The sequence below is a fragment of the Streptomyces sp. ME02-8801-2C genome (assembly GCF_033793965.1).
GTDB lineage: Bacteria > Actinomycetota > Actinomycetes > Streptomycetales > Streptomycetaceae > Streptomyces.
Genome location: NZ_JARAXP010000004.1, coordinates 454,144 through 478,236 on the forward strand (window position 1 = coordinate 454,144; position 24,093 = coordinate 478,236).

A 24,093-nucleotide genomic window follows, 5' to 3' on the forward strand; every position below is an offset into this window, starting at 1 on the left:
AGCCGTGTCTCGAACCTGCTCGTCCTTGCCCGTGGTGCGGTCGCACCCCGAGGGCGTGGTGCCTTGGCGGCTGCGGCGAGAAGGCATACCGCTTCGACGTGGGTACGCATGGCGCCGGCTTCGACCGGGCCGACGACGGCCCTCCTGCCGGCGTGGTCGGCCTCGACCAGGATGCCTTCGCCGGGGATGCCCTAATCATGGGAGGTGGGCCGAGTCCACGTCCGGTGCGACGAGTCTGATCGGAGCCGCGCGGCGTGATCTCTCGGGCCTTGCCGGAACATCGGTGCCCGGCTTGTCGGACGTACGCCGAAGCGCCCGAGGAAGGCGACTTCCTCGGGCACAAGGCGTTCCGGTCAGGCGGCGTAGGTCGGGTAGTCGGTGCAGCCGGCCACGCCGCCGCCGTAGAAGGTGGCGGGGTCGGGGGTGTTCAGGGGTGCGCCAGCGCGTATGCGCTCGACCAGGTCGGGGTTGGCGAGTGCCATCGAGCCCACGGTGACGACGTCGGCGATGCCGTTGTCGATGTCCTTGGCCTGGGAGGCGATGTCGGTGCCGGCTCGGTTGAGGATCAGCGTGTTAGGACACGGCTCGACTCGCGGGTGCGTTTGCTGTCATACCCGCGACCGATACCGGTCCCCGGCACAGCCGATGGTATGACGTACATAATTTTACGATCCAGGGCGACATACTTGACCGTCCCGCCGGGCATCCGCCGCGGCGGCACGGCTCGTTGCCAGTGGGCCTCGGAAGGTGCGCCGGTAGGCCAGTGGTGTGACGCCGATAGCGGCGTGCAGGTGTTCGCGCAGCGAGGTGCCGCTGGCGAAGCCGACCTGGCCGGCGATGTCGTCGACCGGCAGGTCGGTGGATTCCAGCAACTGCCGGGCCCGGTCGACGCGTTGCTGGATGAGCCAGCGTACGGGGCTCAAGCCGACTTCTTCCTTGAAGCGGCGGGCGAAGGTGCGCTGGCTCATGTTCGACTGCTCGGCAAGGTCGCTCAGGGTCAGCGGCTTGTGCAGGTTCTGCAGCGCCCACTGCCGGGCGGCGGACGTGTCGTTCGCCGTTGCGTCGGGGACCGGGTGTTCGATGAACTGCGCCTGGCCTCCGTCGCGCCACGGGGGGACGACGCAGGTGCGGGCCACACGGTTGGCGATCTCGCTGCCGTGGTCCTTGCGGACCAGGTGCAGGCAGACATCGATGCCGGCAGCGGCACCGGCCGAGGTCAGCACGTCGCCTTCGTCGACGAACAGGACGTTCGGGTCGAGTTCCACCTGCGGGTACCACTCCCGGAAGAGGCCCGTGGCGTGCCAGTGTGTGGTGGCCCGGTGCCCGTCGAGCAGCCCCGCCGCGGCCAGCACGAAGGCGCCGGTGCAGGTGGACGCGATCCGGGTGCCGGGGGCCACGTACGCGAGGACTTGCGCCAGGTCGACCAGCGTTTGACGGCCGGGGTTGCTGGTCTGGAACGGCGCGATGATGACGGTGTCGGCGGTGCGCAACGCCTCCGGGCCGTGCTCGACGGCGATGGAGAAGTCCGCGTTGGTGCGCACCGGTTGACCGTCGATGGTGCAGGTCACGACCTCGTAGCGGCCGTCCGCGGCGCCGAAGACGCGGTGGGGAATGCCCAGGTCGAACGGGTACACCCCGTGCGAGGCGAGAACAACGACGCGGTGCACCTTGATCACGGCAGGATCCCGTCGAAAATTGGCGATCACGCCATTGTAGTGGCCTGTGACCGGCGGCCAGGCTGGGCCCATGACGGACACCGAAACCATGCGAGCCATCAGCCAGGACACCTACGGCACCCCCGACGTGCTGCAGGAGACCCTGCTGCCCAAACCGGCACCAGGGGTGAGCGAGATCCTGGTCGCCGTCCACGCGGCCGGGGTCAACCCGACCGACTGGGGGAACCGTGCCCGGTCCGCGACCATCGCCCGGATGCCGCTGGTGCTCGGCTGGGATGTCTCCGGCGTCGTCGAGGCCGTCGGCGTGGGCGTCACCCTGTTCAAGCCCGGCGACGAGGTCTTCGGCATGCTGCCCTACCCGGGCGGAGTCGGCTCGCACGCCGAGTACGTGACCGGGCCGGCCCGCGCCTTCACGCACAAGCCCGCCGGCATCGACCACGTCCAGGCCGGTGCGCTGCCGCTGGCCGCGCTGACCGCCTACCAGGCACTGGTCGACACCGCAGGCGTCCGGGCCGGGCAGCGAGTCCTGATCCACGCGGCGGCCGGCGGCGTCGGTCACCTCGCCGTGCAGATCGCCAAGGCCCGCGGCGCGTACGTGATCGGCACCGCCAGCGCCGCCAAACACGACTTCCTGCGATCCCTCGGTGCCGACGAGGTCATCGACTACCACAGCGTCGACTTCACCGAGGTGCTCAGCGACATCGACGTGGTCCTCGACCCGGTCTCCCATGACTCCGCCGCCCGCGCCCGATCCGTGGCCGTGCTGCGCCCGGGCGGCACCCTCGTCTCGATCCTTCCGGTGCCCGTCGACGCCGGCGAACTGGCGGCGATCGCCGAGCGGGGGATCCGCTACGAGTCGCTGCTGGTCGAGGCCGACCAGGCCGGCATGCAGGCCATCGCCGCCCTCGTCGAGACCGGCGCACTGCGCGCCCACATCGAGGCGACCTTCCCGCTCGCCGAGGCCGCGAAGGCGCACGCGCTCGGCGAGACCGGCCGCACCACCGGCAAGATCGTGCTGACCGTCCGGGACAGCAAGGCACACGTTGCCAGCCAACTGCTGCATGACGTGTTCGTCCTCGGCGACACGGCCATCGTCGATCGGGTCGTGTCGCCCGATTCCTACATCCAGCACAACCCCCTGGCGCCCGACGGAGCCGACGCCCTCAAGTACTTCAGCGGCGCCATGCGACAGCAGTTCCCGCAGGCCGCCTTCGAACCCCGCCGGAGCATCACCGACGGCGATCTGGTGCTGCTGCACGCCCGCTACGTCATGGTGCCGGGCACCGAGGGTCTGGCCGTGTTCGACCTGTTCCGCTTCGAGGACGGCAAGATCGCCGAGCACTGGGACATCATTCAGGAAGTGCCCGCCACCACGGCCAGCGGCAACGACATGTTCGCCACGCTCAGCGAGCCGCGGACCGAGGCGGTCGGGCAGCGCTGGTTCACCGCCTACAACAAGCGACTCGTCACCGAATTCTTCGACCAGTTGCTGGTCCGCAAGGATCTGACCGCCATCGACACCTACCTGGGCGCCGAGTATCACCAGCACAACCCGCTCCTCTCCGACGGCGCGGACGGCGCGAAAGCCGGCTTGGGCGGGTACTTCGAGCGGTCGCCGCAGCTGAGCGTGACACGGAAACGGGTCATCGCCGAGGGGGATCTGGTCGCCGTGCACAGTCACCAGGTCGACGCACCGGGCGAGCGTGGCCGGTCGGTCCTCGACCTCTTCCGGGTCAGGGACGGAAAGATCGTCGAGCACTGGGACTCCGCGCAGGACGTGCCGGAGACCGCCGCCAACGACAACACGATGTTCTGACAGCCGCCTGGGGTCGGGGCGAGCGCCGCCTCCGGCCCCTTTGAACGTACGACCATCATTTGATTTCCGCTGACTCCTCGCCGCCGGCTCACTCCGGCCCTGTTTCCGCACGATCGCAATACAAAGGCCGTACGGCATACCTGCACGTTCTCGCATCACCGAACCGGCTGGGCACGACGAGCGTGCCCAGCGCAGACAGGAGTCTCATCATGGGAGTCAGTCCGCAGGCGCAGCAGTTCGCGCAGTTCCTGGAAGGCGTGCGCGCCAAGTGGATGACGCCGGGCCTGGACCTGGGCGTCGTCCGCGACATCGCCGAGACGCACCACCTGGCGTCCACCGAACCGGAAGACGTCACCTACGCCGAGGTCGACGCCGACGGCGTCCCCGCCCTCTGGGCCATCCCCGCCGGCGCCGCCCCCGACCGGGCGCTGCTGCACTTCCACTTCGGCGGATCCGTCACCGCCTCCATGCATTCGGACCGCAAGGCCGCCGGGCACATCGCGAAGGCCGCCGGGATCCGCTCGCTCGTCGTGGACTTCCGCCATGCCCCCGAACACCCCTACCCGGCACAGCTCGACGACGTCGAGACCGCCTACCGGTGGCTGCTCGCGCAGGGCTACCAGCCGCAGAACATCGGCAGCACCGGCCACTCCATCGGCGGCACTCTCGCCGTCATGCTGCCCCTGCGGCTGCTCGCCAAGGGCGAGCCCACCCCCGGTGCGATCGTCAGCATCTCGCCGTGGACCGACTTCACCCTCGTCGACCCCAAGGTGGATGAGAACGAGAAACACGACAAGATGCTCAGCCGCAACATCCTCGAGCAGATGCGGGCAGCGTTGCTGCAGGACCCGGACCTGGACTTCGCCGACCCGAAGATCAGCATCATTAACGCCGACCTGACCGGCCTGCCGCCCACCGTCGTGCACTACGGCGAGTACGAGACCCTCGCCGGCGACGGCGCCGCACTCGCCGACCGGCTCACCGAATTCAAGGTCACCTCCGAGGTCCACCCGATGCCCGAGGGACAACACTCCTTCATCCTCGGCGCCGGCCGCGTACCCGAGGTCGACCAGGCGATCGAGCAGATGGGCCAGTGGCTGCGCCGGCATCTCGGCGCCTGAGTACCACTTAGCTCGTCGCCGTCCGGCGATCTTCCGGATTCCACGCCCAGCCGGCCGTATCCGACGTCACGCTCCCACCAACCGCAGGTGGATCGTGGCGCCGGATACCGCCCCACAACCCTCACGGAGAAGGTCTCGTGACTCGGCTCGGCGGCCAGATCGCCCTGGTCACCGGCGCGAACCGGGCCTCGGCCGCGAATTCGTCCGGCAACTGCTCGACCGCGGTACCGCGAAGGTCTACGCCGCCGCCCGCGACCCTCGCACGATCGTCGCCGACGCCCCCCGGCTGATCCCGCTCCACCTCGACGTGACGGGCCCCGCCTAGGTAACCCGCGCCGCCGGGATCGCGCAGGACGTGAGCGTCGTGGTGACAACACCGGGATCGCCCGCGTCGGTTCCGTGCTCGACACCGACACCTCCGGTGTCCGTCTCCAACTGGAGGTCAACCTGTTCGGCCCGCTCGCCGTGACCTCAGGCCACTGACCGGTGGATCTGGCTCACCCTTGCGACGGCCCTGGTCGCCGCCGCACGGGGCCTTGGTGATCGCGCCGTCGGCGCTGACGTCGGCCAGATCGGGGCCGATCGTCCGGTGAGACCGCTGGGCGTCGGTTCAAGAGCGACGGGATCGACGGTTCGGGGATCGTTGCGCTGATGGCCGCTGCGGGGTTGACCAAGGGTGCGTTCTACGCCCATTTCGACTCCAGGACGATCTGGTCGCGACGGCGGTCGCCGACCAGCTGCGCGCGCAGTGCGAGGCTGTGGGTGCGGCGGTGCCCGGCCAGGCCGGGATGGAGCAGATCCTGCGGGCCTGTCTCTCGGTGCAGCACCGTGACAGTTCTGAGCACGGCTGCCCGTCGGCCGCCCTGCTCGACGAGATCGCTCGCGGCGCGGACGCGACCCGACGCGCGTACACCGACGGGGTGCTCACCGTGATCGACGACGTTGCCGCTCGGGTCGCACCCCAGGACCCGCGCTCGTCACGCGCGCGGACGTTCAGCATCTATGCCCTGGCGTGCGTACGCCGAAGCGCCCGAGGAAGGCGACTCCCTCCGGCGCTGGGGGCTGTGGTCAGGCGGCGTGGGTGGGGTAGTCGGTGTAGCCGGCCGCGCCGCCGCCGTAGAAGGTGGCGGGGTCGGGGTCGTTCAGGGGAGCGCCGACGCGTACGCGCTCCACGAGGTCAGGGTTGGCGAGGGCCATCGAGCCCACGGTGATGACGTCGGCGACGCCGTTGTCGATGTCCTTGGCGCGGGTGGCGATGTCGGTGCCGGCGCGGTTGAGGATCAGTGTGTTCGGCCACAACTCGCGCAGCGTGCCCAGGAGTTCTTCGTCGCCGCCGTGAGCGAGGTGCAGGTAGGCGAGGTCGAGGGGGGCGAGGGCGCGTACGAGGTGCGGGTAGAGCTCGTGGGTGTCGTCCTCGGTGAGGTCGCCGAGCTGGAAGGGGTTGCCGGGGGAGAAGCGGATGCCGGTGCGGTCGGCTCCGATCTCGTCGGCCACGGCGGTGGCGACCTCGACCGCGAAGCGGATGCGGTTGTCGAGGGAGCCGCCGTACTGGTCGGTGCGCTGGTTGGTGGTGGGGAAGAGGAACTGGTGGATGAGGTAGCCGTTGGCGCCGTGGATCTCGACGCCGTCGGCGCCTGCGGCGATGGCTGCCGCGGCGGCGCGCCGGAAGTCCTCGACCGTCGCGGCGACCTCCTCAGTGGTCAGCTCGCGCGGCTCCGGCATCTCCTGCATCCCGGAGGCGGTGAACATCTGGCCTGCCGGCTTGATCGCGGAGGGGGCCACGGGCTGGCGGTGGTGGGGGGTGTTGTCGGGGTGCGAGATGCGCCCGACGTGCATGAGCTGGATGACGATGCGTCCGTCGGCCTTGTGTACGGCGTCGGTGACCTTGCGCCAGCCGGCGATGTGCGCCTCGGTGTAGATGCCCGGGGTCGTCATATAGCCCTGGCCGTCGGCGGAGGGCTGGGTGCCCTCGGTGATGATGAGGGCGTGCGAGGCGCGCTGGGCGTAGTACTCGGCGTTGAGATCGGTGGGCACGCCGTCCGGGGTGGCCCTGTTGCGGGTCAGGGGGGACATCGCCAGACGGTGCGGTAGGGAAATCTTTCCGGCGACGGTGGGGGTCCACAGGCTGTTGAGCATGCGTGATTCCTCGGGGTGTCGGCATCCGCCATGAGTTCGGCGGATTACATTACGAACATAATGTTTTGTTGCGTGGTGGGCAGCGCAGGAAGGGTTTGGGGGCGTGCGGGGGGCCCCGGAGTTCCTGAGCAGTCGTACGCGGCGATGCTGGAGGTCGGCTGCGCGCAGAAGTCCGACTTCGTGGCCCGCTACCCGCGGCGGTACCGGACACCCGCCTCGACCACACCCAGGTGACCGTTGCGGGGGCCAGGCCGCGGCCTCGGCCTCGATGCCGGCGCTCCCGTGGGTCAGTCGCCCAGTTGCTCGGCGAGCTGCGCCTCGATGGCCGGGTACAGCAGGGCCTGGTCGTCGTGCAGCGTGGACTTCACGTTGCGGCTCATCTCGTCGACGATGGCCTCGGGCCGGCCTGCCTCCAGCGCGTCCAGGGCGCTGCGGGCCACGTCGGCCGGCGGGGTCTTGGGGACGTCGAAGCCGGCCTGCATGTCCGTGTCGACCGGCCCGACGTGGACGGCGACGACTTCGGTCCCCTGTGTCTTGAGCTGCTGCCTTGCGGCGTTGGTGTAGCTCCACGCGGCTGCCTTCGACGCCCCGTACGTGGCGGCTACGGGGTATGCCGCCCACGAGGCGACCGAGAGCATGTTGACGAAGGCGCCGCCGCCGTTGGCCGCCACGACCGGGGCGAACGCCTGCGTCATGGAGATGAGCCCGAAGTAGTTCACCTCCAGCTCGCTGCGCGCCACGTCGAGCGAGGCGGAGAGGGGGAAGTTGGCGCTGGCGACACCGGCGTTGTTCACGACGATCGAGACGTCGGCGAACTGGGCAGCGGCCGCGGCGACGGCTGCCGGGTCCGTGACGTCCAAGGCGACGGGCGTGAGCCGCGGGTCCGTGATGGTGGTGACGTCGCGGACAGCCGCGTACACCTTGGTCGCGCCGCGGGCGAGGAGCTCGTCCGCGAAGGCCTTGCCGATGCCACGGTTGGCGCCGGTCACCAGAGCTACCGAACCTTCGATCTTCATGTCTGTCTCTTCTCGTCAGGTGGTTCTTCGGGGGTGGGGGCACACCCAGGACGTGCCGTTCGCCTTTCGGGCGCGGCTGCTTACTCGTCGAGGAACTGAAGGGCGTGCTTCAGGAACCGCTCGGGGTACTGGAAGTGCGCTGCGTGCCCGGCGTCGGGGTAGATCAGCAGTTGGGCGTTCGGGATGCTCTGCGCGAGGTGCCAGGAGTTGATCGAGGCGATCATCACGTCGTTCGTGCCGTTGAGGACCAGGGTCGGCTGGGTGATCGCGTTCAGGAAGGTGTAGGGGTTCTCGCCGGGCAGCGGTTCCCCGTAGGCGGTGGCGGCTTCGAACTGCGCCTGCCCGACGGCGGGCGAGCTCGGAGGGTCCTGGTCGGCCCGCTGGTGGCGGCGCTCCCAGAAGGCCCGGCCCGCTTCGACCGCGGCCTCGGAACGGCCGAAGAACAGGAAGAGGAAGTCCTCCAGACCGGGGACCGGATTCAGCGCCACCTCGGGCACCTTGGGGTCCATCGTCGGGTCCCCGCCGCGCAGGCCGGTGCCGACCAGGAGGAGCTTGCGCACCAGCTGGGGGTGGCGCAGCGCGACCTCCTGCACCTGCCAACCGCCGATCGAGAAGCCGAGCAGGTCGACCTGCTCCAGCCCCAGCGCCCGGATGACCGCGGCGATGTCGTCGGCCATGTCCTCCATCCGGTTGCGCGGTGTGCCGGATGACGAGGCGATGCCGCGCCCGTTGAACAGGATGACCTCACGGCCCTCGGCCAGGCCGTCGGTGAGCAGCGGGTCCCAGTGGTCCATCCCCCCGCGGAAGTGCTGGACCAGGAAGATCGGGACGCCGGAGGGCTTGCCCCAGCGCCGGTACGCGAACCGGTCGCCGTCGACCTCGACGTACTGAGTCGGTGCGGTCACATGCGTGTCACTCATGGCCTGAGCCTTTCTGGAGGGATGAGCAATAGAATGACGATCGACATATAAAAAGTCAAGCCTTTAGATGTCGATCGGCATCTATGTATGCTTGACCGTCGAGCGTCGACCGTGGAAGGGGCGGCTGGACATGCGAGTAACCAAGATGCAGGCGGAGCAGAACCGTGCGCACATCGTCGCGACAGCCGCCGGGCTGTTCCGCGAGCGCGGCTACGACGGTGTCGGCGTGGCCGAGCTGATGGCGGCCGCCGGGTTCACCCATGGCGGGTTCTACAAGCACTTCCGCTCCAAGGCCGATCTGATGGCCGAAGCGTCCGCGAGCGGGCTCTCGCAGATCGCGGCACGGACAGTAGGCCTGGGGCCGGCCGAGTTCGTCGAGAGCTACGTCTCCCGGGAGCATCGCGACGGGCGCGGCGACGGGTGCACCATCGCGGCCCTCGGCGGCGATGCCGCACGTCAGCCGGCGGGCATCAAAGCGGAGTTCGCCGCCGGGATCGAGCAGTTGCTGACGGTCCTTCAGGCCCCAGGCGACACGCCGGGGGATGCGGACCCGCGCGTGGACCGCACCACGCTGATCGACATGCTCGCCCATTCGGTCGGCGCGGTCATGTTGTCGCGGGCATGCCCCGACGATTCTCCGCTGGCGGACGAAATCCTCGACGTCTGCCGCCAGGGGATTCGCGCCTCGCTGGCGCACGGCAGCAGCGATCAGCCGGCGACACGGCGCCCGGAAGCCTGACCACAGCCGACCGACACAGGGCCGACCACCCGAGGGTCAGACGTCCGCCCGATCCCGTCAGCTCGCTCTGGGAGAAGTCGACTGAGTTGGATAGGGGGACGAGACAGCGTTTGGCCTGCGGAAGTGGCCGCAGAGGCTCCGCCCGGAGTAGAGGGTCGGGGCCTTTGCGCGTTGGAAGGGAAATCCGCTGTGCGCAGGTTCTAGCCCCGTGGTTGAACTGTGCGGACATGGCTGCTTCCGTGACGACCGTCGAACTCATCGACCTCCAGGGGCCGTTGAGGGGCCACAAGGGCAGGAACAGACCAACAGGCACTGCCAAGGGCTGACATAGATCAGCATGTCTGACCTGCAAGAACGGCGTGAATCGGCACTGATCGGCAAGGACCGCCAAGCTCCCCAATGGACTCATAATCCGTCGGCCGTGGGTTCGAGTCCCACCCGCCCCACCTTTGTAGGCCCCTGACCTGCGGAAACATTCATTTTGTCCTGTCGGATCGTCAACTTTGCCTGAACGGACTGAATCCGCTGCTCGTGACTTCTGAGCGGGGCGAGACTCTTGCTCCGACGCCGAGCAGACGCCGCGCTGACCTGCGGTAATGCTGATGATCAGGAACTGTACCGGCGAGCTGGCAGCATCCCCTCGGCTTTATTTCGTGATCCTGGGGACGTGTTCGTGATCCTGGGGACGTGTTGGGGACGCAGGGTTTCGAAGGGGGCTGCTGACCACCGTCCGCGGGCCCTCTATCCGGCCGCCCGGGGAGCTTCCGTGCGGGATTGCGGGGTTACCACCGTGAGGGACGCTCGCCGGGTCTTCTCCGTGCGTGGACGTAGGTCCGGCGTTGAGGAAGTGGGGGGTCTCTCTTGCGAGGGGGCGGTCGTGAGCCGGGTGGATGGGGTCCGTGCCGTTGGACAGGGGCCGGCCGGTGCCGTGGTGGGTGTGGGCGATGATCTCGGCTGTGATGGAGATAGCTGTTTCCTCGGGAGTGTGGGCGCCGAGGTCCAGTCCGATCGGGGAGTTGAGGGGGCTGAGTTGCCCCACGGTGACGCCGGCCTCCCTCACAGTCGTTGGATGCGGTCCTTGTGCGTGCGACGGGAGCCCATCGCGCCGACGTAGGCGACGGGGAGACTCAGCGCCAGGCTCAGGAGAGGGATGTCGAACTTGGCGTCGTGGGTGAGGACGCAGATCGCGGTGCGTGCGTCCACCTCGGTGGCCGCGAGGTAGCGGTGGGGCCAGTCGACGACGACCTCGACCGCGTGCGGGAAACGGGCGGCGGTGGCGAAGACGGGGCGGGCGTCGCAGACGGTGACGCGGTAGCCGAGGAAGCGTCCGGCCTGGCTGAGGGCGGCGGCGAAGTCGACGGCGCCGAAGATCAGCATCCGGGGAGGAGCGGCGTGGGTGTGGATGAGGACTGAGAGCCTTCTCGGGCAGGTGTCCGGATCTCCGCCGACGTCGATCCTAGCGGTGCGGCCCGGTCTCAGCAGAGCGCGCGCCTGTGCCACGACCACTCGGTCCTCGTCCTCGCTGCCCAGGGTGCCGTCGTATGTGCTGCCGTCGCCGAGAAGACTCAGGGTGCGGCCGAGGAGGTCGCCGGGGCCGTCGACGACCTGGGCCAGGGCGGCGGGTCTGCCCCCTACCACTTCTTCCAGGGCGGTGGTCAGGTGGGGCTGCTCTGTCGGCTCGACGCGTTGGATCAGGACGTCGATCTCGCCGCCGCAGGTCAGGCCGACGGCGAAGGCGTCGTCGTCGGAGTAGCCGAAACGGGCTCGTACGGGGCTGCCACCGTCCTGGAGCATCTGTCGGCACAGGTCGTAGACGGCTCCTTCCGCACAGCCGCCCGAGATGCTGCCGACCGCCGTGCCGTCGGTGTCGACGGCGAGCGCGGTACCGGGAGGCAGGGGTGCGCTGCCGCTGACCTGGACGACCGTGGCGAGGGCGAAATGGCGGGCCCCGCGGCGCCAGGCGTACAGCGTGTTTGCGATGTTCAGCATGGGGGGTCTCCGTGTGAGACGACGGACGTGAGGGATGACGGTGTGGGCGGACCGTCGCCTTGGCGTCCGGGGGAGGGACGCGGCACGGCGACGGCCCTGGTGTCCGGCGGCGGTCCGCTCAGCCACCGCCGGACGGTCGGAGGAGCACCTGGCTCTTCAGGGTGCCTGGCTGTTCAGAGCAGGGCTTCAGCGGTGATGGGCAGTTCGCGGATGCGGCGGCCGGTGGCGTGGAAGACGGCGTTGGCGAGGGCGGGCGCAACCCCGACCTGCACGATCTCTCCCAGGCCTTTGACGCCGATGGGGTCGGCCTCGCGGTCGTCCCCGTCGAGATGGATGGCCTTCAGGTCGGGGACGTCGGCGTTCACGGGCACCAGGTAGTCGGCGAGACTGGCGCTGACGATGCGGCCGTCCCGGTGGTCAGTGACCGTGTGCTCCAGCAGTGCCTGGCCGATGCCGCCGACCATGCTGCCCAGGGCCTGGCTGTCGGCCAGCTTGGGGCTGATGATGCGGCCCGCGTCGTACACACCGAGCATCCGCCGTACCCGTACCAGGCCCAGCCGGGCGTCGACGCCTACCTCGGCGAAGACCGCGCCGTAGGCGAACAGGGAGTGCCGTTCCGGTCCTGTGGGCCGGGTGAAGGATCCCATCGCGTCGAGGTGGGTGAGCTTGTTGCGGGTCAGGAACTGCTGGTAGGTCTCGCCGCGTGCGGGGTGGTCCTTGACGTGCAATCGGCCTGCGCGGACCACGACGGTGTCGGGGCGACGCCGTGCAGCGGCGACTTCGCGTCCTCGACGGCGAGCTTGACGGCCTGCTTCCGCAGCTTGTCGCAGCCGTCCTGGACGGCCGATCCGACGCTGGCCATCGTCATGGAACCGCCGTGCGGCGGGGCGGGCGGCATGAGGGAGTCGCCGAGGCGGAACGTCACGTGGCGCATCGCCAGACCGAGGTTCATGTTCCCACGCATCACGCCAATCCGGTGGTTCGCGTGATGCTCGGTGGCACGGCGCAGCGACTCGACGGCGGACGGCCAAGGACGCCGGGTGCCTGGTCCGTTTACGTTGGCTACGGCTGGTCGGCGTGGGTATCGATCCGCAGGGGACGCAGGATGCCGTCGCTGTCGTAGGTGCGCCAGAGGTCGCGCACCCGGGTGCCTGTGATGCCCGGGTAGACGCGATCGAAGATCTCGCTGTCGGTCCGCGTCTCGAAACCCATGTACGCCCCGTCGGCATGCGGGAGCAGTGGATCCCATGCCTTGGCCAGCTGGGTTGCCTGGTCGCTCCCGGGAACGGCGCCGACCACGAGGAACTGGTGGGCGCGGTGCGCGAACGCTGTCGTGCCGGGCTCGATGTCGTTGACGGCACCACCCAGAGACCTGAACTGCAGGATGGGTTGGTGCGGATCGCGGGCCACCTGCGCCAGCGCGTACGCGGTGGCGTCGTCGACGTCCCGGAGCATCGCAGTCGTCGAGGTCACCTGCTGCTGGCCGATGTTGCGATGCTGCTGGGCGGAGGAGACCAGGGCCGTGTACGGGGCCAGTTGAGCGGTGGCTTGCAGTGGGCGCAGGTCGAGCATCGGGGCGAGGGCGTCGCGGACGGCGGACTCGTCGGCGGTGGCTACCACGGCCGTGACGCTGAGCACGAGGTCGCCCCCATGTCCCATCAGGGTGGCGACGGCGGAGAGTTCGCGGGGTGAGGCCGTGAGTGCCGATGCCCAGTCGGTGAGCGCGCGGCCGTCCGCGTCGACAGTGAACGCGAGTTGGGCGATGGCCACGTCACCGAGCTCGACCGCCTCGATGTCGAAGGAGGTGACGGCACCGACGCCCGCGCCGGCGCCGCGCAGTGCCCAGTAGAGGTCGGTGTCGCCGTCCGGGGCCGCGCGCAGCCGACGGCCGTCCGTGGTGATGACGTCGGCGCCCACGACGTGGTCGATGGTGAGCCCGTAGCTTCGCGCGAGCCAGCCGATGCCGCCGCCGGTGGCCAGGCCACCGACCCCGACGTTGCCGTGGTCGCCGGAGCTGATGGCCAGCCCCGCGCCGGCCAGGCGTTCGGCCACCTCGCCCCAGCGTGCCCCAGCGCCGACGCGCACCAGGCGCCGCTCCCGGTCGAGGATCTCGACCTTGTTCAGGCGGGACAGGTCCACCACGAGGCCGCCGTCGTTGGAGGACCGGCCGGACAACGCGTGTCCGCCGCTGCGCACGGAGACCGGCACACCCGCGGTGCGGACGGCGTTCAGTGCGGTGGCGATGTCGTCGGTGTCCTGCGCGAGCAGGACCGCGGCGGGGTGAGCCCGGGTGGTGTAGGTCGAGCTGTGCATCGGGTAGCCGGGGTCGCCGGGGCGCAGCACCCTGCTGTTCAACGACCCGGGCAGCCAGGAGGCGTTCATCGTGCTGCCTCCGCTCCGGCCGGAACACGCTCGCAGTCCGGTGTCATGGTCTCTGCCTCCGCAGGGTGGTGGTCGGTTCCCGGGCTACCGGGATTTATTCGCAGTGCTCCGGGGTTCACCCCGGGGGTGAAGCGAATCTGATGCTTGCGACACGGAGTGTCGCGGTGTCGTTCCGGCGGAGCCGGGCTGTGCTGTGGTGACGGTGAAGGTTCGCTCGCATGTTCCCGGTGACAGTCCCTGTTCGATCTGCCTAGTGTGATCGTCATGCAGCTCAGGTACACCTTCAGGTTGTACCCGGATGCCGGTCAACAGGTCGCGTTGGCGCGGGCGTTCGGGTGCGCCCGCGTCGTGTTCAACGACTGCGTGCGCGCCCGCGAGGACGCCCGCAGAGCGGGCAGGCCCTTCCCGACGGCCGGTGAACTGTCCACCCGTCTGATCACCGAAGCGAAACGGACCGTGGAGCGGTCCTGGCTTTGTGAGGTGTCCGCGGTCGTCCTGCAGCAGTCCCTGCGCGACGCCGAGACCGCCTACCGCAATTTCTTCGCCTCCCTCAAGGGCACCCGCAAGGGCCCGAAGCTGGGCGCGCCCCGGTTCAAGTCCCGCAAGGACACCCGGCAGTCGATCCGGTTCACCGCCAACGCCCGCTGGAACATCACCGACACCGGCCGGCTGAACCTGCCCAAGATCGGGGCGGTGAAGGTGAAGTGGTCCCGCACCCTGCCCGCCACCCCCACCTCCGTCACCGTCGTCAAGGACAGTGCGGGCAGGTTCTTCGCCTCGTTCGTCATCGACACCGACCCCGCCGCCGACGCGGCCCGGATGCCCGAGTCGGACCAGAGCATCGGCATCGACCTCGGCCTCACCCACTTCGCCGTGCTGTCCACCGGCGAGAAGATCGACTCACCCCGGTTCCTGCGCCGGGCGGAGAAGAAGCTGAAGAAAGCCCAGAAGGACCTGTCCCGCAAACAGAAGGGATCGAAGAACCGGGAGAAGTCACGTCTCAAGGTCGCCCGCGCTCACGCCCAGGTCACCGACGCACGCAAGGAGTTCCACCACCAGCTTTCCACCCGGCTGATCTCCGAGAACCAAGGAATCGCCGTGGAGGATCTGTCGGTGGCGGGGCTGGCGCGCACCTGGCTGGCCAAGTCCGTGCATGACGCGGGCTGGACGGCGTTCGTGACCATGCTGGAATACAAAGCTGAGCGGTACGGGCGCACCCTGGTGAAGATCGGCCGGTACGAGCCGACGAGTCAGGTCTGTTCCACCTGCGGCGTCAAGGACGGTCCCAAACCCCTGCACATCCGGGAATGGACGTGTACCGCCTGCGGCACCCTCCACGACCGGGACCACAACGCCGCACTCAACGTCAAACAGGCCGCCGGACTGGCGGTAACAGCCTGCGGAGCGCCGGTAAGACCAGGAGCGATCCCGGCACAGCGCGAAGAAACAGGAAGCCACGGATTCCCCACCGCAAACCGCGCCGCGTAGCGGCACGGCAACCGGTAGAGAAGGCCAGAATCCTCGCCTTTCAAGGCGAGGAGCATGTCAATGACGCGTGCCATGGTCGCCCGCCCCCTGCGCGATGGCGGCCCGTGCCGCGGGGACGACTTCGGTGGCGAACCGGGTGATCTGTTCGATGCTGTCGTGCTCCAGGATGAAGTTGACGGTGTCGAACCGCTCCTGGTGAACGAACTCCGCGATGATGCGGGCCCAGTACTCGGGTGTCGTGCGGATGGGCTGGTTGCCCGGCCCTGTGCGCGGTCGTTCCGTGGTGATGGCGCGGTCGGTGACGGACCCCACGAGTTGGATCACTCGTCGGATCTCGGTGGGCCGGCGCCCGGCTGCCGTCGCGGCGGTGTCGATGCGGTTCTGCGCGGCGGGCTTGGTCTCGTACCCGGTGCCCATGGGGGCGATCCACGCGTTGGCCCGGCGGCCCAGCAGGTCCAGCATCCGGGGCCCCATTGCGCCGAGCCAGATGCCGATGTCGTGCGCCGGCGCGGGGCCGGTCTCCGCTTCCACCGCGTACTGCTTGCCCTGCAGGTTGATCTTGTGTCCCGGTGTCCACAGCGCGCGAAGCACGCTGATCGCCTCGTCGACGGCGGTCACCACCTGGCCGGGGGTGAGATGCGGGCCGCCCATCCCGACGATGCCCGGCCAGTTGTACCCGCCGCCGAGGCCGAGTTCGAACCGGCCGCCTGACAGGAGATCGAGTGTCGCGCTGGTCTTGGCGAGCATGGCGGGCGGGCGGAGCGGCAGGTTGGCCACGTTGGGCATGAACCGCAGCCGTTCCGTTTCGCCGATCAATGTGCCGATCAACGCGAAGGTGTCCAGGAAGACGGGCACATAGGGGTGATCCTGGATGGACACGTAGTCCATGCCGGCCGTTTCGGCGGTTTGTACCTGCTCGCGCAGGCGGCCGATGTCGATGGACTGAGGGCTGAGGAACACCCCGAACTGGACGGGGTTCGTAGCGGTGACCACGGGTGACCTCCTATGGCGGGATGTTGCGTGACGGGCTTCGCGAAATCGGCCAGGCGTGCGGTTCAGGCAGACAGCACGCGGAGGACCAGGGCGGCCGCGCCTGCCAGCAGGAGCACCACCGACGCCGTGACGTTGAAGTCCCGTACCCGCAGGTGCGCAGCCGTCGCTCCGACGAAGTAGAGGATCACGCCCACCGCCGCTGCCGCACCGAGCGGCCACCAGAAGAGGCCGATGGCGAGACCGACGGCCCCGGCCACTTCGGCGGCCGCCAGCAACCACAGCTTGTCGGCGGGGAAACCCACCGCCTGAATGGTGCTCATCTGCTTCGGATCGCGCCGCACCTTCCCCATCGCCGAGACGATCAGGATGAGGGTCAGCGGTATGGAGACCGCGAGGGTGGCGATGAACATGACGGGCACCTTCACTAGATTGAGTAGCTCTGCTTCTAGATGTTACTCCATAAAAACTAGTGACTTCTATGTGGTGGTGGTCTCAGTCGTCTTCCCTGTTGCCTCGACCTGTTGAAGCGGATCGAACACGCATGCCGGGTGGCGTACCTAACGGGTGTCGGCATACGCCGAGCGACGGAGGATCTCGGCAACCACCGCTCCGCCGGCCAGGGGAGGTGAGCCCCTGGGCCGCTTCTCCTTCCGCGGTCACCGCGATCCGCGTCCTGGAGCGTCGCGCCCGGCCGAGTGGGCTGCTGTTCGACACGCGCGCCCACGCCACCCCGCAGCCGTAACCTCCCCGGGCGGATCTTCGGCTACGAGGCGATGCGCCACCGGATCGAGGGCTTCGCGTCGTGAGCCTCCCAGCGCGCACTGAGCCTGGGGCATGGGTACTCCCTCGGGGCGCCGACTGCCGTCGCGCTCGATGTAGAGGCGCAGATGACCCGCAACGCACTCCCTCAGCACGACCCGGATCCGCAGAACGTACGACCGGGCTTGCGCCCGCGGCCCGACGTCGGACAGTGAGAATCGGCTTCCCCGGCAACTCCGGAAGCTCAGGAACTGCCGGCCGCTGACGCTGAGAAATCGCCGAGCTGAAGACCGACGTCCTAGCCGTCGTCGGCGCCCTGCGTCAGACCGCGGCCGATGACCAGATCCTGCGCACGGAGCTGGCGGAGCGTACCTCCGTGGCCCGCGCGCTGCCCGTGCAACTCCGGCCCTGGAGCGAGCTTGCGGTACTCGGCCATGAGAAGGCCGAGACGGAACGAACGGCCAGGGGATGCGGAGCGCGTGCAGACGCGTTACGCAGCGGCACTCGCCTGCGGAGTGAGTTCCACGGGATGGGCCAGCTCGACGCGGTCGCGGCGCGTGTACATGTCCCAGTAGTGCTCGGCGAGTTGGTCCGGATGCACAGTGGGGATCGCCGGGCCGGCCACGTCCGCGTCCGCCGGCGCATCGGCCGGGGCCGTGGAGGTCGCGGCGCTCTCGCTGCCTGCGATCAGGGCGGCGATGGTGAGAGTGCCGGCGTAGACGCCGGTGTCGGCGAGTTCGGCATTGAGGGAGTAGAGGTAGTTGCGGGCGGCGGACATCACCGGGCCCGGACCGCTGAGGTGTGCCATCGGCTGCACCGCCGAGTAGCCGGTGGTCATCAGGACTGCACCGTCACCGCGTTCGCGCATCTCCGGCAGTACGGCGTGGAACACTTCCACCGGGGTGAGCAGGAACAGTTTGGAGAGGTTCTCCAGCGTGGCCGCGTCCAGGGCGACAGCCGGGACGAAGGACTGGGTGCCACCGAACGGCCCGTACTCGACGACGTCGATGCGGCCGAAGCGGTCCCGGATGGCCTCGACCAGGGCCGGAACCTCCGCTGGCTCGGAAAGATCGGCGGGGAACGCGACCGCCGCGATGCCCTCGTCGGCGAGTTGCGCGACGAGGGTCTCCAGCCGTTGCTTGCGCCGGGCGACCAGGGCGACGCGGAAACCTTCGCGGCCGAAGCGGCGGGCGACGGACGCTCCGAGCCCAGTACCGGCGCCGAACACGGCGATCACTTTGGACATGGAACTGCTCCTTGCCTTAGATATGTTGACCCTCTGGTCAACTTGCGCCCCGGACCTTAGCATGGAAGTTGACCCTATGGTCAAGTTCCGTGGGGTGGGCGAATGAGACCATGGGCCGGGCACACGACCAGGAGGAGGAACGCCGGATGCGGGCCGACGCGCAACGCAACGCGGAAAAGCTGCGCGCAGCAGCGGCCGAGCTCTTCAACGAGCGCGGCCTGGACGCTCCGCTGAAGGAGATCGCCCGCCGCGCCGGCGTAAGTCACGGCACCCTCTACAACCTCTTCGGCTCCCGCGAGGCGCTCATCGACGACGTGGTCGCAGACCTTGCTGCCGCCCGCCTGGGCGAAGCAGCCGAGCGCGCACTCGCCCACGAGGACGCCTGGGCTGGGTTCGCGTACTACATCGAGACGGTCTGCGAACTGCAGATCACCGACGCCGCCATCAGGGACGTGGTCATCGGCCGCTACCCCAATGCCCTACGCCTGATGGCGGTCTGCGAGAGCACCAACGCCGCAGCCGCGCGCATCATCGAACGTGCCCAGCAGGCCGGCGCCCTGCGCCCCGACTTCGCACACGAGGACCTGCTGTTCCTCTTCGGCACCAATTCCCTACTGGCTCGCGCCGCAAGGGGCCACGCCCCCGACCTCTGGCGCCGCGGCATCGCCTTCACGCTCGACGGCCTGCGCACCCAAGCTGCCCACCCCCTCCCCGCCGCCCCACTGACCGCACAGCAGCTCGCCGAGGTGATGAGCAAACTCACCAGCACGCCGTAAGCCGTCAGGCGCCGAACCAAATGGTCCGGCGCCCGGAAAGGCCTCACTCATCAGGCAGGCGTGCTGGAGGCGGGCAAGTGGTCGTGATCACGCTGGTCATCAGACCGAGCAGGGTGAACACGGACCTCTTGTCAGTTGTCCGCGGTGTCGAGATTCTTCTCTGCCCAGGCGCTGAGCTCCTGCAGGGCGGGCAGCAGTGCATGCCCTCTGGGCGTCAGCTGGTAGGTGACCGAGATCGGAGGGCCTCCATCGATGACGCGTTCAATCAGGCCCGCGGCGCCCAGCTGGCTGAGGCGGTCGGACAACACCGAGTCGCTGATCCCAGTGACTGCACGCCTCAGCTCGGCATAGCCCGCCGGCCCCCCGTCCATCAGGGTCGCCAGGAGGATGCCGTTCCAGCGTTTACCGAGGAACTCGAAAGCACGGGTCAGGGCAACGCTGCAGGACCGTTCGTCCTCTCGGGCCGGGATCTGCTTCTCTCGCATGTCCCCAGACTACCCGAGCCACTCGTCATCCCCTATCGACTACTATTTCCGTAGTTCTGGTCCTCGCTTGCGGCCGGCCCGCCGGGAAAGTGAACTGCCGAGCCAGCCCTGGCGGGTCCGTCGCTGCCGATCGCCTGGGCGCACTTTTCGCCAGCCGCCCGGCCAGGGACTGCAGTGCATCGGGATCGCCCGCGCCGGCCTGTGCGACCTCGCCCCGTCGCAGTCCAACACGGTTTCCGTGCAAAGCCAGTGGCACTGCTGCGCCGCGCCGTCACCCTGATCCCCCCGCGGCTCGCCACGCCCCGCCTTGACATCGATGAGTACCCCCCGGCCCGGCAGTACGCATGCCAGGTGTCCACGGCTTTGGTGAACGGCCGCGGCACGCACGCAGGCGCCGGTCGTCAGGCGCCTGCGCCGACCATTCTTCGCGGCTTCGGCCCGCCCCGGCTTCCATGCACTCCATGGCGGAACGGCGCGGGACCGCGCGTGCGCCGACTGCGCGCGGTTGGACCATGCCGAATGAGGCCGCTTGCACATCCGTGAACTCGCAGCTAGGTTTGCACACGTCACTAGTTTTTACGAAGTGACAGTGAGAGTCGTAGTGACTTCTATTAACAGGGCGACTGGGTTGCTGCCCCTCGCAGGTTTTCCCGGTACGCCAAGTGCCCATTGGGGTCGGGTGGTCCCGAAGTCACGACCCTGCCCGGCCCCGCCATGACCTGCGCGAGCGCAGTCATGGCAAGAACCGACGGACAAGGAGAAGGCCATGGCCTCACCGGAGAAGCTGGCGCACGTGGTCTTGTGGACGCGGCAGCTGCCGCAGATGCGGGACTGGTACCTCGATGTACTGCAGGCGCGGGTCGTCCACGAGAACCCGGCTCTGGCGTTCCTCACGTACGACGACGAACACCACCGGATCGCGCTGACCGACCCGGACGGGATCGCCAGGCTGGCGGCGGAGCACGGCGGTGACGGCGCTGAGGAACTCGCGGGCTCGGGCAAGAGCACGGCCGAGCTTCCGGCCGACCTGTCCACCCTGCCGCCGCACGGCCTGATGCACATCGCCTTCACCTACGCGTCGCTGCTCGATCTGCTCGAGAACTACGAGCGGCTCACGGAGAACGGGATCAAGCCCGTCACCGTGATCAACCACGGGACGACCACCTCGCTGTACTACGCCGACCCGGACGGCAACAACATCGAGCTGCAGATCGACAACTTCGACACGGCGGACGAGGGCACCGCGTTCATGGAGTCGGACTCCTTCCGGAGGAACCCCGTCGGCGTGCCCTTCGACCCGGACGAGATGCTCGCAAGGCTGAGGGCCGGCGAGTCCCAGGCCGCACTGGTGACCCCGACATGGTGACCGCGCAGGCCCTGGTGGTCGGCCAGGAGTCCGACGCCGACTTCCTGAAGGCGCGCACCGCCTGCCTGGACATCGTCACCACGTCGTTGCAGCTGGTCGACAGCGGCCAGGCCACCAAGGCGCTGGAACTGTTCACCGACGACGGGGAATTGATCCTCGGCGACACCGTCATCTTCGGCGACGCGCTCCGCGCCGCCCTGGCCCAGCGGGAGACCGACGGCGTCAGGCGCCTGCACCTGCCCGGGGAGCCCCTGTTCCGGCTCCTGACCCCCGACGTGGCCAAGGCGGAGACGCTCATCCAGTTGTTCCACCTCGGCACGGACAGGACGTCCCCGCGGGCGGTTTCGCGGCTGACGGACCGATTCGTACGCGACGAGCAGCAGGTGTGGCGCCTGTCGCGCAGGACGACGACCATCCTCGCGGGAAGTGCGTGACCTTGCGTCTCTACCGCACCCAGTACGGGCTGGCCCGGGGTGAGGGCGACGAGCTCCTGGTACTCGATCTTCCTCACCCTGATGCCGGATCCCTGCTCAGAGACGACATCGGCCTGGCGCGGACGGCGCCGGTCCGCAGAAGGCTCCCTCTCCAGGCCGAGGAGACCAGGCTGCTGCCCCCCGTGGGCACCCCGGGGAAAGTGGTGCTCGTAGGGCTGAACTACAGGGACCACGCAGAGGAGGCGGGGCTGGCCCTGCCGAGTTCGGTAATGTTCGGCTCCATCGGCGGCGACATGGTGGTCGGCGCGCACTCGAGCATCATCCTGCCGGCCGAGGCGCCCGATCACGTCGACTATGAAGCCGAACTCGCCGTCGTCATCGGCAAGCCGGGCCAGGACATCCCCGCTTCACAGGCGTGGAGCCACGTCGCGGGGCTGACCGTCGCCAACGACGTCTCCGCCCGCGACGTGCAGTTCGCCGCGATGACCGGCGGCGCCCTCAGCGATCCCTCGGGCATCCTGCGCAGCAAGAGCTTTCCCGCCTTCAAACCGATAGGGCCCGCCTTGGTCACGATCGAGGAATTCCCTCAGTCGCTCTCCTTGCGCGTCACCACCCGGGTCAACGGCGAACTGCGTCAGGACAGCAACACCCGGAACATGCTGTTCTCCGTGCCCGAGATCATCGCGGCCATCTCCGCCTCCGCGCCCCTCGAAGTCGGCGACGTGATCCTCACCGGCACTCCCGCCGGCGTGGGGTTCGTCTCCGGCACGTACCTGCGGCCGGGCGACGTCGTAGAGGTCGAGATCGAAGGGATCGGCCGACTGCGCAACAACGTGGTGTCCGCATAAACGTCCGCATCGGACCGGACGTCGCCAGGGGCGCCGTCAGTCCCGACCCGTCACCCGGGCCGGGACTGACGGCGCCCGGCATCCCGGTCGCTCCACGCACCTTCTTCGACGCCGGTCGTACGGCCGGCGTCGTCTCCAGAGGTCAACAAACGAAAGACGCACGACCATGGACAAAGTGATCACGGCCGACGACGCGGTCGCCGGCATCACAGACGGGGCCAGCATCGCCGTGGGCGGCTTCGGACTCTGCGGCATACCCACGACACTCATCGCCGCCGTGCAACGCACCGGCGTCAGCGACCTTCAGGTCGTGTCCAACAACTGCGGCGTCGACGACTGGGGACTGGGCCCCCTGCTGGCCGACCACCGGATCGCCCGCGCCACCAGCTCGTACGTGGGGGAGAACAAGGAGTTCGCCCGCCAGTACCTGTCGGGCGAACTCGAAGTCGAGCTGTGCCCGCAGGGTTCGCTCGCCGAGCGGCTGCGCGCCGGCGGTTGCGGCATCCCGGCGTTCTACACCCCCGCCGGGGTCGGCACCCAGATCGCCGAGGGCGGCCTGCCGTGGCGCTACGCCCCCGACGGCACCGTCATGGTGGCCTCACCCGCCAAGGAGACCCGGGAGTTCGCAGGACGGCCCCACGTGCTGGAGGAGGCCATCGTCACCGACTTCGCCCTCGTCGCCGCTGCCAAGGGCGACCGGCACGGCAACCTCGTGTTCGACAAGTCCGCGCGGAACTTCAACCCGCTGTGTGCCATGGCGGGTCTGATCACGATCGCGGAGGTCGAGGAACTAGTCGAGCCGGGCGAGATCGCGCCGGACGACATCCATCTCCCAGGAGTATTCGTGCAATACGTCGTGCACGCCCCCGGAGTGGAGAAGCGCATCGAGAAACGCACCGTCAGCGACCCGGGAGCGGCGGCATGAGTCTGACCCGTCACCAGATGGCCGCCCGCGCAGCCGTGGAGCTCCGCGACGGCCAGTACGTCAATCTCGGCATCGGCCTGCCGACGCTCATCCCTCAGCACGTGCCCGCCGGTGTCCGCGTCGTGCTGCACAGCGAGAACGGCATCCTCGGCACCGGCCCGTACCCGTCCGCCGCCGAGGTCGACCCGGACCTGATCAACGCGGGCAAGGAGACCGTCACCACGCTGCCGGGCGCCTCGTTCTTCGACTCGGCACTGTCCTTCGGAATGATCCGCGGCGGTCATCTCGACGTTGCGGTCCTGGGCGCCATGCAGGTCGCGCAGAACGGCGACCTGGCCAACTGGGCCGTCCCCGGCAAGCTGGTCAAGGGCATGGGCGGCGCCATGGACCTCGTCCACGGAGCCCGGCGGGTCATCGTGCTCATGGAGCACGTCGCCAAGGACGGCTCTCCGAAGATCCTTCCCGAGTGCACCCTGCCGCTGACCGGCCGTGGCGTGGTCCAGCAGATCATCACCGATCTCGCGGTCATCGACGTGACCCCCGACGGACTCGCCCTGAAGGAGATCGCGCCGGGAGTAACGGAAACCCAGGTCCGCGCAGCGACAGGAGCGCCCCTGCTGTGAGGGCGGGCGACTCGGAAGGGCAATCCGCTGCGGGTGGGTTCAGGACCGGTCTCCGAGCTGGCGGGATCGGCCTTGCGCCCCGTGAAGTCGTCCATTCTGGACCCGTTGGGGACGCGTTGGGGACACAAGGATAGGAACAGACCGACAAAGGTAGGGGAGCGTCGACACGGTTCACCCCATCTGACCTGCAAGAACGTCACGGATCGGCGTTGATCGGCAAGGGCCGCCAAGATCCCCAAAGGACTCATAATCCGTCGGCTGTGGGTTCGAGTCCCACCCGCCCCACTTGTGCAGGCTTCTGACCTGCGGAAACGTTCCTTTTTGGGTGCCGGGCCGTCAACTTTGCCTGAACGGA

At 68.8% G+C, this 24,093-nt stretch carries 20 protein-coding genes and 5 pseudogenes; 11 read left to right on the plus strand and 14 right to left on the minus strand.

Annotated elements, in window-relative coordinates:
* Positions 1 to 353: 353 nt before the first annotated feature.
* Positions 354 to 578, minus strand: a pseudogene (locus tag PV396_RS15315) (alkene reductase); the annotation flags it as partial.
* 87 nt (positions 579 to 665) lie between these two features.
* Positions 666 to 1,676: a GlxA family transcriptional regulator gene (locus tag PV396_RS15320; protein WP_319204831.1), complete on the minus strand. Its 1,011-nt coding sequence runs from the start codon at positions 1,674 to 1,676 to the stop codon at positions 666 to 668.
* Positions 1,677 to 1,764: 88 nt separating this feature from the next.
* On the opposite strand from PV396_RS15320, the pseudogene PV396_RS15325 reads away from it, so the two are divergent.
* From PV396_RS15325 to PV396_RS15335, 3 genes and pseudogenes are all read left to right on the plus strand, one after another.
* Positions 1,765 to 2,700: pseudogene (locus PV396_RS15325) on the plus strand (NADP-dependent oxidoreductase); the annotation flags it as partial.
* Positions 2,701 to 2,733: 33 nt separating this feature from the next.
* A pseudogene (locus PV396_RS15330) lies at positions 2,734 to 3,492 on the plus strand (nuclear transport factor 2 family protein); the annotation flags it as partial.
* Between the two features lie 209 nt (positions 3,493 to 3,701).
* Complete coding sequence (locus PV396_RS15335) at positions 3,702 to 4,613, plus strand: alpha/beta hydrolase (RefSeq protein WP_319204833.1); 912 nt, start codon at positions 3,702 to 3,704, stop codon at positions 4,611 to 4,613.
* A 683-nt stretch (positions 4,614 to 5,296) separates the two neighbouring features.
* Here PV396_RS15335 and PV396_RS15340 read toward each other — a convergent pair.
* From PV396_RS15340 to PV396_RS15355, 4 genes are all read right to left on the minus strand, one after another.
* Positions 5,297 to 5,458 carry a hypothetical protein gene (locus PV396_RS15340; protein ID WP_319204835.1) on the minus strand — a complete coding sequence of 54 codons (162 nt, stop codon included), beginning with the start codon at positions 5,456 to 5,458 and terminating at the stop codon, positions 5,297 to 5,299.
* Between the two features lie 223 nt (positions 5,459 to 5,681).
* Complete coding sequence (locus tag PV396_RS15345; RefSeq protein WP_319204836.1) at positions 5,682 to 6,749, minus strand: alkene reductase; 1,068 nt, start codon at positions 6,747 to 6,749, stop codon at positions 5,682 to 5,684.
* Between the two features lie 287 nt (positions 6,750 to 7,036).
* Positions 7,037 to 7,765 carry an SDR family oxidoreductase gene (locus tag PV396_RS15350; protein ID WP_256915185.1) on the minus strand — a complete coding sequence of 243 codons (729 nt, stop codon included), beginning with the start codon at positions 7,763 to 7,765 and terminating at the stop codon, positions 7,037 to 7,039.
* Positions 7,766 to 7,845: 80 nt separating this feature from the next.
* A complete protein-coding gene (locus tag PV396_RS15355; protein WP_319204840.1) occupies positions 7,846 to 8,685 on the minus strand; it encodes an alpha/beta hydrolase in 840 nt (279 codons plus the stop codon).
* 67 nt (positions 8,686 to 8,752) lie between these two features.
* On the opposite strand from PV396_RS15355, the gene PV396_RS15360 reads away from it, so the two are divergent.
* Complete coding sequence (locus PV396_RS15360) at positions 8,753 to 9,424, plus strand: TetR/AcrR family transcriptional regulator (protein ID WP_319204842.1); 672 nt, start codon at positions 8,753 to 8,755, stop codon at positions 9,422 to 9,424.
* Positions 9,425 to 10,310: 886 nt separating this feature from the next.
* Here PV396_RS15360 and PV396_RS15365 read toward each other — a convergent pair.
* The 3 genes and pseudogenes from PV396_RS15365 to PV396_RS15375 all read right to left on the minus strand — a co-directional run.
* Positions 10,311 to 11,413: pseudogene (locus PV396_RS15365) on the minus strand (XdhC family protein); the annotation flags it as partial.
* A 173-nt stretch (positions 11,414 to 11,586) separates the two neighbouring features.
* Positions 11,587 to 12,359 (minus strand): annotated as a pseudogene (locus PV396_RS15370) (xanthine dehydrogenase family protein molybdopterin-binding subunit); the annotation flags it as partial.
* Between the two features lie 116 nt (positions 12,360 to 12,475).
* Positions 12,476 to 13,795 (minus strand): FAD-binding oxidoreductase, encoded by a 1,320-nt coding sequence (locus PV396_RS15375; protein WP_319204844.1) that lies wholly within the window; start codon positions 13,793 to 13,795, stop codon positions 12,476 to 12,478.
* A gap of 264 nt (positions 13,796 to 14,059) precedes the next feature.
* Here PV396_RS15375 and PV396_RS15380 point away from each other — a divergent pair, with 264 nt between their 5' ends.
* Entirely contained in the window at positions 14,060 to 15,283 is a 1,224-nt protein-coding gene (locus PV396_RS15380; protein WP_319204846.1) for an RNA-guided endonuclease TnpB family protein, read from the plus strand.
* A 57-nt stretch (positions 15,284 to 15,340) separates the two neighbouring features.
* Here PV396_RS15380 and PV396_RS15385 read toward each other — a convergent pair whose 3' ends face one another.
* The 4 genes from PV396_RS15385 to PV396_RS15400 form a co-directional block, all read right to left on the minus strand.
* Complete coding sequence (locus tag PV396_RS15385; RefSeq protein WP_319204848.1) at positions 15,341 to 16,276, minus strand: LLM class flavin-dependent oxidoreductase; 936 nt, start codon at positions 16,274 to 16,276, stop codon at positions 15,341 to 15,343.
* Positions 16,277 to 16,338: 62 nt separating this feature from the next.
* Positions 16,339 to 16,686, minus strand: coding sequence for a DoxX family protein (locus PV396_RS15390; RefSeq protein ID WP_319204850.1), 348 nt, complete (start codon positions 16,684 to 16,686; stop codon positions 16,339 to 16,341).
* A gap of 647 nt (positions 16,687 to 17,333) precedes the next feature.
* Complete coding sequence (locus tag PV396_RS15395; RefSeq protein ID WP_319204852.1) at positions 17,334 to 17,471, minus strand: hypothetical protein; 138 nt, start codon at positions 17,469 to 17,471, stop codon at positions 17,334 to 17,336.
* A gap of 54 nt (positions 17,472 to 17,525) precedes the next feature.
* Positions 17,526 to 18,281 carry an SDR family NAD(P)-dependent oxidoreductase gene (locus PV396_RS15400; RefSeq protein WP_319204854.1) on the minus strand — a complete coding sequence of 252 codons (756 nt, stop codon included), beginning with the start codon at positions 18,279 to 18,281 and terminating at the stop codon, positions 17,526 to 17,528.
* A gap of 89 nt (positions 18,282 to 18,370) precedes the next feature.
* On the opposite strand from PV396_RS15400, the gene PV396_RS15405 reads away from it, so the two are divergent.
* Entirely contained in the window at positions 18,371 to 19,057 is a 687-nt protein-coding gene (locus PV396_RS15405) for a helix-turn-helix domain-containing protein (RefSeq protein WP_319204856.1), read from the plus strand.
* Between the two features lie 131 nt (positions 19,058 to 19,188).
* Here the strand turns inward: PV396_RS15405 and PV396_RS15410 are convergent, their stop codons facing one another.
* Entirely contained in the window at positions 19,189 to 19,542 is a 354-nt protein-coding gene (locus tag PV396_RS15410; protein WP_319204858.1) for a helix-turn-helix domain-containing protein, read from the minus strand.
* A 766-nt stretch (positions 19,543 to 20,308) separates the two neighbouring features.
* Here PV396_RS15410 and PV396_RS15415 point away from each other — a divergent pair.
* From PV396_RS15415 to PV396_RS15435, 5 genes are all read left to right on the plus strand, one after another.
* Positions 20,309 to 20,908, plus strand: a complete 600-nt coding sequence (locus PV396_RS15415) for a VOC family protein (protein ID WP_319204860.1) — start codon at positions 20,309 to 20,311, stop codon at positions 20,906 to 20,908.
* Complete coding sequence (locus PV396_RS15420) at positions 20,902 to 21,342, plus strand: nuclear transport factor 2 family protein (protein WP_319204862.1); 441 nt, start codon at positions 20,902 to 20,904, stop codon at positions 21,340 to 21,342. Before PV396_RS15415 ends, PV396_RS15420 begins: the two co-directional genes overlap by 7 nt.
* Positions 21,339 to 22,190 carry a fumarylacetoacetate hydrolase family protein gene (locus PV396_RS15425; RefSeq protein WP_319204864.1) on the plus strand — a complete coding sequence of 284 codons (852 nt, stop codon included), beginning with the start codon at positions 21,339 to 21,341 and terminating at the stop codon, positions 22,188 to 22,190. The genes PV396_RS15420 and PV396_RS15425 overlap by 4 nt, the downstream gene beginning before the upstream one ends.
* Before the next feature lie 166 nt (positions 22,191 to 22,356).
* A complete protein-coding gene (locus PV396_RS15430) occupies positions 22,357 to 23,115 on the plus strand; it encodes a CoA transferase subunit A (RefSeq protein ID WP_319204866.1) in 759 nt (252 codons plus the stop codon).
* A complete protein-coding gene (locus tag PV396_RS15435) occupies positions 23,112 to 23,738 on the plus strand; it encodes a CoA transferase subunit B (RefSeq protein WP_319204868.1) in 627 nt (208 codons plus the stop codon). Before PV396_RS15430 ends, PV396_RS15435 begins: the two co-directional genes overlap by 4 nt.
* Positions 23,739 to 24,093 lie beyond the last annotated feature (355 nt).

Coding starts and splice junctions, on each gene's coding strand:
- PV396_RS15355 (WP_319204840.1), bottom strand. CDS start 8,685: ATGAGTGACACGCATGTGACCGCACCGACTCAGTACGTCGAGGTCGAC.
- PV396_RS15430 (WP_319204866.1), top strand. CDS start 22,357: ATGGACAAAGTGATCACGGCCGACGACGCGGTCGCCGGCATCACAGAC.
- PV396_RS15345 (WP_319204836.1), bottom strand. CDS start 6,749: ATGCTCAACAGCCTGTGGACCCCCACCGTCGCCGGAAAGATTTCCCTA.
- PV396_RS15435 (WP_319204868.1), top strand. CDS start 23,112: ATGAGTCTGACCCGTCACCAGATGGCCGCCCGCGCAGCCGTGGAGCTC.
- PV396_RS15350 (WP_256915185.1), bottom strand. CDS start 7,765: ATGAAGATCGAAGGTTCGGTAGCTCTGGTGACCGGCGCCAACCGTGGC.
- PV396_RS15360 (WP_319204842.1), top strand. CDS start 8,753: ATGTCGATCGGCATCTATGTATGCTTGACCGTCGAGCGTCGACCGTGG.
- PV396_RS15390 (WP_319204850.1), bottom strand. CDS start 16,686: ATGTTCATCGCCACCCTCGCGGTCTCCATACCGCTGACCCTCATCCTG.
- PV396_RS15335 (WP_319204833.1), top strand. CDS start 3,702: ATGGGAGTCAGTCCGCAGGCGCAGCAGTTCGCGCAGTTCCTGGAAGGC.
- PV396_RS15395 (WP_319204852.1), bottom strand. CDS start 17,471: ATGGCCGAGTACCGCAAGCTCGCTCCAGGGCCGGAGTTGCACGGGCAG.
- PV396_RS15415 (WP_319204860.1), top strand. CDS start 20,309: ATGGCCTCACCGGAGAAGCTGGCGCACGTGGTCTTGTGGACGCGGCAG.
- PV396_RS15380 (WP_319204846.1), top strand. CDS start 14,060: ATGCAGCTCAGGTACACCTTCAGGTTGTACCCGGATGCCGGTCAACAG.
- PV396_RS15420 (WP_319204862.1), top strand. CDS start 20,902: ATGGTGACCGCGCAGGCCCTGGTGGTCGGCCAGGAGTCCGACGCCGAC.
- PV396_RS15410 (WP_319204858.1), bottom strand. CDS start 19,542: ATGCGAGAGAAGCAGATCCCGGCCCGAGAGGACGAACGGTCCTGCAGC.
- PV396_RS15375 (WP_319204844.1), bottom strand. CDS start 13,795: ATGAACGCCTCCTGGCTGCCCGGGTCGTTGAACAGCAGGGTGCTGCGC.
- PV396_RS15400 (WP_319204854.1), bottom strand. CDS start 18,281: ATGTCCAAAGTGATCGCCGTGTTCGGCGCCGGTACTGGGCTCGGAGCG.